The 9,231-nt window shown below is 45.8% G+C and carries 5 protein-coding genes; 4 read left to right on the top strand and 1 reads right to left on the bottom strand.

Annotation, left to right across the window (positions count from 1 at the left end; all coding sequences use genetic code 11):
• Positions 1–344: 344 nt before the first annotated feature.
• Positions 345–551 (bottom strand): hypothetical protein, encoded by a 207-nt coding sequence (locus O6P32_RS09620; RefSeq protein ID WP_269878262.1) that lies wholly within the window; start codon positions 549–551, stop codon positions 345–347.
• 98 nt (positions 552–649) lie between these two features.
• Here O6P32_RS09620 and O6P32_RS09615 point away from each other — a divergent pair, with 98 nt between their 5' ends.
• The 4 genes from O6P32_RS09615 to O6P32_RS09600 all read left to right on the top strand — a co-directional run bounded on the left by O6P32_RS09615 (position 650) and on the right by O6P32_RS09600 (position 8,714).
• Positions 650–1,222, top strand: coding sequence for a helix-turn-helix domain-containing protein (locus tag O6P32_RS09615; protein ID WP_269878260.1), 573 nt, complete (start codon positions 650–652; stop codon positions 1,220–1,222).
• 71 nt (positions 1,223–1,293) lie between these two features.
• Positions 1,294–3,531 carry a heavy metal translocating P-type ATPase gene (locus O6P32_RS09610; RefSeq protein ID WP_269878258.1) on the top strand — a complete coding sequence of 746 codons (2,238 nt, stop codon included), beginning with the start codon at positions 1,294–1,296 and terminating at the stop codon, positions 3,529–3,531.
• 161 nt (positions 3,532–3,692) lie between these two features.
• On the top strand, positions 3,693–7,970 hold the full coding sequence (locus O6P32_RS09605) for an AAA domain-containing protein (RefSeq protein WP_269878257.1): 4,278 nt from the start codon (positions 3,693–3,695) through the stop codon (positions 7,968–7,970).
• A 9-nt stretch (positions 7,971–7,979) separates the two neighbouring features.
• Entirely contained in the window at positions 7,980–8,714 is a 735-nt protein-coding gene (locus O6P32_RS09600) for an SDR family NAD(P)-dependent oxidoreductase (protein ID WP_269878256.1), read from the top strand.
• The last annotated feature ends 517 nt before the right edge of the window (positions 8,715–9,231 follow it).

Here is a 9,231-nt window from a genome sequence, read left to right as displayed (position 1 = left end):
ATATTTTCGCAAAGAACTGTTTTACAGCAGGTTTTATGGCTTGTTTTTATGCAAAGGAGGATACAATGGAGATTTCCATATACATTATTATAAATACAAGCATATTTATCTTTCCTCAAGGAAAAAACATCTTTATGAAAAAACATACCCTCAAATGACACAAGAATGAAAAACTCACAGAAAAAACGCCCTACTTTGCTTACAAAAAACCAAATAAACAACACTCAATAGTTTTATTATCATCCTACTGAAGGTATACCCTCCCAAAAAAACAAAGCATAAAAATAAGGCAAACAGCTATACGAAAATTATAATCTCAATATTTTTCCTCCTTTCCCAACATCTTAATACTTCACCAAACGTTTGGGAGAACCATGCCACGAACATCCCAAACAAAAAACTTCTGATGTATCATACCCATCAAGTGAGTGTTCCGGATTCTTGACCACCACTTCCCCTTCATCTGTTACATACACTAACAAACGTTCCCCTTTCTCGTTCTTTACATACATTGCAGCAATCTTACACTGCGGACAAAGCATTTTCTTCATATTTCTTTATATCAATATTAATCGCCATAAATATAAAAGAAAACATCATCTTCTCACAAATTGTTTATAGTTTTGTAAATAAAGTTTGTTATACAGATATGGAAGGAAGTACTATTTATATAAAAAATATGGTCTGCAACCGTTGCATCATGGTTGTAGAACAATTGCTCACAAATATGGGATTTACCCTCCGACACATAGAATTGGGTAAAGTTATCGTTGAAGAACAATTATTACCCAACGACTATAAAGCAATAGACGAACAACTGCGCCCCATCGGATTTGAGCTGATAGACGACAAACGTATCCGGCTAATTGAGCAAATAAAGAAAGAAATTATCGAACTGATTTACTATCAGGATAACAATCTCAAGACCAATCTATCGGATTACCTGACTACACAATGCCACTTCGAGTACAGTCTGCTCAGCAAACTATTTTCAGAAACCACAGGTATGACCATTGAAAAGTATTTCATCGCCCAAAAGATAGAACGAGTAAAAGAACTACTACTCTACAACGAGCTATCCCTCAACGAAATAGCCATAAAACTCAACTACTCGAGCACAGCACATTTAAGCGCACAGTTTAAAAGTGTAACCGGAACCACTCCCAGTCAATTCAGGAAAATAAAAGAACAAAAAAGAAAAGCCATTGACCAAATCGTATAAATCATATCCATAATTATATAACACCTCCTACCGTTTGCCATTGTATCTTTGCTTCCAATAAAAAAAGAATTATGGCAAACAATAAAATCGTCAAACAAACCTTTCCCGTACTCGAGATGAGTTGTGCCGCCTGCGCGGCACGCGTTGATAAAACCCTGAACAAACAACCCGGAGTATTATCAGCCACAGTAAACTATGCAGCAGCTACGGCTACAGTAGAATATGATACTTCACTCTGCTCACCCGAAGCACTGAAAGCTGCCATCCAAAAAGCAGGATACGACTTAATCGTAGACATACAACCTCAAGAACCAGAAGAAGCAGAACATACTCATACAGAAAAACTGCACCATCAGAAAGTGCGTACCATCTGGGCTATTCTTCTGTCACTGCCCATTGCCCTTATCGGAATGTTCTTTATGGACATACCTTATGCCAATTATATCATGTGGATACTCTCCACCCCTGTCGTATTCTGGTTAGGAAGAGACTTTTACATCAACGCCTGGAAGCAACTCAAGCACCGCTCTGCCAATATGGACACTTTAGTAGCCAACAGTACCGGCATTGCCTACCTGTTCAGTCTTTTCAATCTCTTCTATCCTGAATTCTGGCTGGAGCGAGGTGTACAGCCACACGTATATTTCGAAGCAGCCAGTGTCATCATTGCCTTCATCCTATTAGGACGACTGCTCGAAGCAAGAGCCAAAGACAACACATCAGCTGCCATCAAAAAACTAATCGGACTTCAACCTAAAACCGTCACACTTCTTACTCCTGATGGCAAACAGCAGGAAGTCAGTATCGAACAAATCCGTGTACACGACACTCTTCTCGTAAAACCAGGAGAAAAAATTGCTGTAGACGGCATGGTTTGCGAAGGCAATTCGTATGTAGACGAAAGTATGCTAAGCGGAGAGCCGGTGCCTGTCTATAAAGAAAAAGGCAGTCGCGTTTTTGCAGGCACCATCAACCAAAAAGGAAGCTTCCAGTTCAAAGCCGAAAAAGTTGGCTCTGATACCATGCTTGCCCATATCATCCACATGGTACAAGAGGCACAAGGCAGCAAGGCTCCGGTACAGAAACTGGTCGACAAGATTGCCGGAATATTTGTACCCGTCATCCTCAGTATTGCCCTTCTAAGCTTTGTATTATGGCTGATACTTGCCCCAGAGAACGGATTCACCCACGGACTACTGGCCGCAGTTACCGTACTCATCATTGCCTGTCCCTGTGCTTTGGGACTGGCCACTCCAACAGCCATCATGGTAGGAATAGGAAAAGGAGCAGAACAGGGAATCCTGATAAAAGACGCAGAAAGTCTGGAAACAGCCAAACGAATTGACACCATCGTACTGGACAAAACCGGTACTATCACCGAAGGACAGCCTACTGTAAACCACATGGTATGGTGGAACAACAGCGAAGAAATCCGCAATATCTTTTACAGTCTGGAGAAACTCTCCGAACACCCACTGGCCAACGCCGTCACCCACCATCTGAAAGGAGAATTCCTGCCCCTTACCAAATTCGAAAGTCTCACCGGACAAGGCGTAAAAGCCAGTTTCAACAACCAGTATTATCTGGCAGGAAACGAGCAGTTGCTTAAAACACAGGGTATCCGGATTTCCAGCGAGCAGGAAGAAACCGCAGCAACCTTTACCCATGACGCACAGACCATCATCTGGTTTGCCGACGAGAAGCAAGTCCTGGGTATCGCAGCCATCAGCGACCGCATTAAAGAAACATCCAGAGAAGCCATCTCCCTCCTTCAACAACAGGGAATCGATGTCGTGATGCTGACCGGCGACAACCCTTCTACCGCACAAGCTATTGCCCGACAAGCCGGCATCAATCACTACCAAGCAGAAGTATTACCTCAACAAAAAGCTGCATACATCAAATCCTTGCAACAGAAAGGCAAATGTGTAGCCATGGTAGGCGATGGAATAAACGACAGTGCTGCTCTTGCCCAGGCCGACCTGAGTATTGCAATGGGAAAAGGAAGCGATATTGCCATGGATGTGGCAAAGATTACATTAATCTCATCCGATCTGACCAAAATTCCAGAAGCCATCCGTCTGTCTGCGCTTACCGTCCGCACCATCCGTCAGAATCTGTTCTGGGCATTCATCTACAATCTAATCGGAGTACCGGTAGCTGCCGGCATCCTGTTCCCAATCAATGGTTTTCTTTTGAATCCGATGCTGGCGGGAGCAGCCATGGCCATGAGTAGTGTAAGCGTAGTAACCAACAGTCTGCGCCTCCGCAACAAGCCACTGCGAAAAGAAAAAGTACGGACAAAATAAAATAAAAACACTATCTTTGTTTTTCATAGTAAAAACAAAGATAGTATGAATTTTATAACTTACTTTCACACAGACAGATACACTATATCTTATCCTCGTTTTCAGCTTACACAGCTCCACACATACAGTTCTCTGAATATCTCTAATGTATCTGCCCGATAATGTTTGACTTTTCTACCTCACGAATCGAAATACAGTCCTTCGATCTGTACAACCGTATTGAACAGATACACCGCCAGCCCGCAGCAACTCCCGAAAATCTCCGGGCCAAATACATACTTCTGTATAAAGTTTTGGAACAAGCCTGCTACGAACTGACAGTGGGGGTAACCTTTTCTTTTGCCAATCTGTTCTCCCGTATCGACTACATTTGCAAGGAGAAACGCATGACTCCTTCGGACAAATATGCCATACAAACGATGCGCCGCAATTGCAATGCAGCCATGCGAAACGACTTCCAGCCCCTGATGGAAGAATATCTTTACGATTTGCGCGCGCTGGTACGTTTCATTTCGTTGGCCTTCGAAGAAGACATTCCTGCCAGTCTGCTTCCTCAGATACCTCATTCCAACCGTCCTTATAAAGGTACGCAGCACTCACGTATTCCCTACATACGAGCTTCGGTTACAAGTTGGAACGAGAACCACATCTTTGCTGCGACCGACAGTGAAGAAGACCCTTTCATCATCATCGACTATATGAAAGGAGGATGCAACGGAGATTTATCCTATCTGCACGAACTGCTGACAGAAAACCTTCCCATCAACCTGCTCGATGTGCACATTGATGAGGAGAACCATTACATCCCACAGCTCATTATCATTCATCCGGACTACCTGATTGACATCAGTTCACTGGCGGCCTGCTTCCGTGAATACGGACGTCATCCGCTGAACTTTTTCCTCAACAAGGTAAAGCCCAAGGCCAATACCGCCCCCATTCTGATGGGTAACCTGGCCAGCCAGTTTCTTGACGATTACATCAACGAACACAGCGAAGAACCGGTTACCTATGCCCGTACCATCAAAAAGTTCTTTGCCTCATCGGCACTGGAGTTTTGTACCTGCCCGCTCCCAGCCAACTTTCATGAACAGGCACAGGCACAGATGGTCAATATCCGATCGTTTGTACAAGACATACTTCCACACAATATCCATTCCTTCGACAAGCACAACACCCTGCTCGAAGCCTCTTTCATCTGCGAAAAACTAGGTTTGCAGGGACGTGTCGATATGCTACAGAAAGACTTTAAAGTGCTGATAGAACAGAAATCGGGTAAAAGAGATGAGTTCAACCGCAAGCACAAGGAAGACCACTTTGTACAGATGATGCTCTATCAGGGAGTCTTGATGTACAACTTCGGGAAAGAGACCAACGACTTGCAGACCTTCCTTCTTTACTCTAAATATACCGACGGCCTGATGATAGAACACTTTGCTGAAACACTGTTTAGAGAAAGCATGCGACTGCGCAATTACATCGTTGCCAATGAAATCAGCTTCGGAGAAGGAGCCATTACCCCCGTTGTAGAACAACTCAATACAGACCTGCTCAACGAAAGACAGGTGTGCAACCGGTTGTGGAACGACTTCCAGGAGCCTCAGCTACAAGAAACCATCAATACTTTAAAGCGCTGTACCCCATTGGAACGAGCTTATTTCCAGCGCTTCTTCACCTTCGTATCCAAAGAGCAGATTTTAGGCAAGACCGGAGGACGTGTCGACCCCTCCAACGGATTTGCCTCCTTATGGCATATGCCACTTGCCGAGAAACTGGAATCGGGCAACATCTTACTGGGACTGACCATCCGTTCCAAAGCACAAAGCAGTCCCAACAAAGGATACGACCTCATCGAACTGAGTATTCCCCAGCAAGACGATGAATTCCTGCCCAATTTCCGTGCAGGCGACATCATTATCTTCTATTCCTACAAAGAGCAACCCGATGTCCGCAATCAGATTCTGATGAAAGGAAACATTGTCAGCATTCAGACCGACCGGATTACAATTCTGCTGCGAAACGGGCAGCAGAACAAAGATATTATAGGAGATGAACATGAAACGTTTGCCATTGAGCACGACTTCTCCGACTCTTCTGCTACCGCCGCCATGCGTGGACTGTATGCTTTTTTGTCGGCACGTGCAGACCGCAAAGCACTCATTCTCTGCCAGCGTATGCCTTCCTGTTGCACAGAGCGCAAGCTGAACGGCTCTTACGGCCGCTTTGATGAGCTGATTCTGAAAGAGAAACAAGCCGACGACTACTTTCTGCTGGTAGGTCCTCCGGGTACAGGAAAGACCTCCTGCGCCTTGCGCTATATGGTAGAAGAAGCACTGACAGAACCGGATGCTTCACTTTTACTGCTGTCGTATACCAACAGGGCTGTAGACGAGATATGCAGTATGCTGGTCGACTCAGGCATCGCCGCACAGACTCCGTTTATCCGCATCGGAAACGAGCTCTCCTGCGACAAGCGTTTTCTGCCTTATCTGCTGAAAAACAGTCTGGCGGATTGCCCCAAACTGACCGACATCAAACAGAAAATTGCCGATACACGCATTTTTGTAGGAACTACTACGGCCATCAACAACCGCCTGCATCTGTTTAATCTGAAACATTTCCAGTTGGCGATTATCGACGAAGCCTCACAGATTCTGGAACCAGACCTGACCGGAATTTTATCGGCACGCTGCGGACAGGCAAATGCCATCGACAAGTTTGTACTGATAGGCGACTACAAACAGTTGCCCGCCATCGCACAGCAGAGTGCAGAAGAAGCAGCTGTCAATGACCCTATCTTACAACAAATCGGGCTGTACGACTGCCGTAACTCGCTGTTCGAGCGTCTGTACAAGCAATGTGCGGACACCCACCGCAGCATTCTACACAAACAGGGACGTATGCATCCGGCCGTGTCCGAATTTCCCAATCAGACATTCTACTATTACGAGCAGCTGGAGCCTGTTCCTCTGCCTCATCAGGAAGAAGCTTTTCCATATCCGGATACTACAAAAGTACAAGACAGCACCGACCGCCTGCTGGCCAACCGCCGTATGATATTTATCCCGGCAGAAACTCCGCAAGAGGTTCATCTCTCAGAGAAAACCAACTTAAACGAAGCACGTATCGTAGCCTGTCTGCTGCAACACATCTACCGACTGACAGAGGCCAACTTTGATGTCCATAAAACAGTAGGTGTCATCGTACCTTACCGCAACCAGATAGCCATGATCCGGAAGGAAATCGCCCGACTGGAAATACCTGCCTTGCTCGATATCTCCATCGATACCGTAGAACGCTATCAGGGCAGTCAGCGCGATGTCATCATCTACTCGTTTACCATACGCAATTTCAGTCAGTTGAATTTCCTTACCGCCAATACCTTCCGGGAAGGGGATTTTCTGATAGACCGCAAACTGAATGTGGCCATTACCCGTGCCCGTAAGCAACTTATCCTGACGGGAAATCCACAAGTATTGGGCAGCCATATCACCTTCTATAAGCTGATGGAATACATCCGGATGCGAAACGGATACATTGAAACGAATACAGATGATTTCTGCAACGGACGGTTCGATATACCAGACTATACAGCCGGATGGGACTTGAATCCGGCTGTATACCCGCTGCCCGACGCATTCCGGCAAGTTTTTACGGAAATCGTCGAACAACCTTTCCAAGAGCAAAACAACCGTCAGGATGAAGTATATCATCGTGAAATAACCGGTTACGGGCGCTGTACCTTCCGTTCGGAAGCTGCCTTGTCTGCACCCGCCGACTATGCGTTGCTGTACAACCATTATTATATGCCACGTCAATATGCGGCAGCCCGATCTTTATGGGAGGGCAACGGTAACCTTTTTGCCACTGCCATGAAAAATGCATCGGGAAGAACCGTATTCTGCGATCTTTCTTATGAAGCAGGAGCATCGGGTCTGGCATTTGCCGACACCTGCCGCCAGTTGCCGCGTACCGCCCTGACGTACATCGGCATTTATCCGCTTCAGGAAATGGGAGAAACCGCGGCTCATTTTTTCCGGACCGAAAGTTATCGCCATGTAGCATGTGCCTTCTACCCTAAGCTTACGGCCCTGAAAGCAGAGTTCTGGATGGCACATTCGGTATTGTCCGAGCTGGTTGTATTCAATCTGTCGAATCTGTTCGACCGCATCACCCCTGCCGAAGCACGGGCACTAGCACTCGATATCAATCAGATTGTACATGCCTATCCGCTGAACCACTACATTACCGTTTTCCGGGATGATGCTGGAGCACGAATGAACAACCATTCGTATACGGTATTCTGCAATCATCTTACGCAAGAGCTGCGGCCGGTCAACGAGAAGATGCCTTTTGCCGGAAAATTCCATTATGCGCAAGGAGAAACAACGACACCAACCGCACACGATTTTATGTATGAAATAAGAACCAACCAATAGAGAAAGACCATGAACCATAAACGCGCCATTATTGTAGGAGCCACCTCGGGCATCGGTAAAGAAGTAGCCCGACAGCTCGTGGCAGAAGGCTGGCACATCGGCATAGCCGGACGCCGGGAAGCACTCTTAAAAGAACTGCAAGCCGAAGCTCCTTCACAAATCAGTATTCAGTGTATAGATGTACAAGAGGACGAGGCCGAAGCACGACTCTACCAACTGATAGAACAGGTAGGCGGAATGGATCTGTTTCTTCAAAGTTCGGGTATCGGCCGTCAGAACAGAGACTTGAATGCAGACATCGAAATACGTACACTGGAAACCAACGGAACAGGATTTGTACGCATGGTAGGTGCTGCTTTCCGCTATTTCCGCAAGCAGGGATACGGACACATTGCCGTAATCAGTTCCATAGCCGGTACCAAAGGCTTAGGTTCTGCTCCCGCTTACTCTGCAAGCAAACGCTTTCAGAACATCTACATCGATGCACTGGAGCAACTGGCCTATATGCAGAAGATACCGGTTCGCTTTACAGACATACGCCCCGGCTTTGTAAAAACAGATATCCTGAATGACAACAAGCACTATCCTATGCTGATGGATGCACAAACCACTGCCCGACACATTGTCTGTGCACTGAAACGGAAAAAACGGGTGGCAATTATCGACTGGAGATACCGGCTGCTGGTATGGGGATGGCGCCTCATCCCACGCTGGATATGGAAACGGTTGCCTGTCAGGAACTAAGCATTCCGGTCTGCCCTCACCTGCCAGTCAGAAAGAGAGCAGGCCGGAGGTATTTTTTAGATTGACACTTTTATTCCGAAATACATTTTTAACTATACAAATGTGAGGAATCCGCATTTCGCGCTAACGCGTATTTTCAATACAAAGTGCACTCACGAGAAAATCCGGTAGCATTTTTCACTCAAAAAGCAGGCAAATACATGCTTTACAGCAGATTAATAAGGCCTGAAATGACAGCCTACGATACCTGAATAAAGGGCTTACGATACTTGTATCATCTGCCTACGCGACTAATCGCATCAGTCCACGCGACCATTCGCGTAGATTGATGCTGCAGAAAATCTATTTTCAAGCCTTTTTCTACATGATTTTAGCCTCCAACTCCCGATTTCAGCATACATTTTTATTCTGATAAAAGGGGAGAAAAAGACGTATTCACCTTCCCATCTCACGGTTTACTGCAATCAAATCTATCACGATTTCTATTTTTAAAGGTTATTGCTATCTTCCTGATTTC

Origin of the sequence: Phocaeicola acetigenes (genome assembly GCF_027529745.1) — a bacterium.
Classification (GTDB): domain Bacteria; phylum Bacteroidota; class Bacteroidia; order Bacteroidales; family Bacteroidaceae; genus Phocaeicola; species Phocaeicola acetigenes.
This window is presented reverse-complemented; position numbering and strand designations above follow the sequence as displayed.

Coding starts and splice junctions, on each gene's coding strand:
- O6P32_RS09605 (WP_269878257.1), top strand. CDS start 3,693: ATGTTTGACTTTTCTACCTCACGAATCGAAATACAGTCCTTCGATCTG.
- O6P32_RS09620 (WP_269878262.1), bottom strand. CDS start 551: ATGAAGAAAATGCTTTGTCCGCAGTGTAAGATTGCTGCAATGTATGTA.
- O6P32_RS09615 (WP_269878260.1), top strand. CDS start 650: ATGGAAGGAAGTACTATTTATATAAAAAATATGGTCTGCAACCGTTGC.
- O6P32_RS09610 (WP_269878258.1), top strand. CDS start 1,294: ATGGCAAACAATAAAATCGTCAAACAAACCTTTCCCGTACTCGAGATG.
- O6P32_RS09600 (WP_269878256.1), top strand. CDS start 7,980: ATGAACCATAAACGCGCCATTATTGTAGGAGCCACCTCGGGCATCGGT.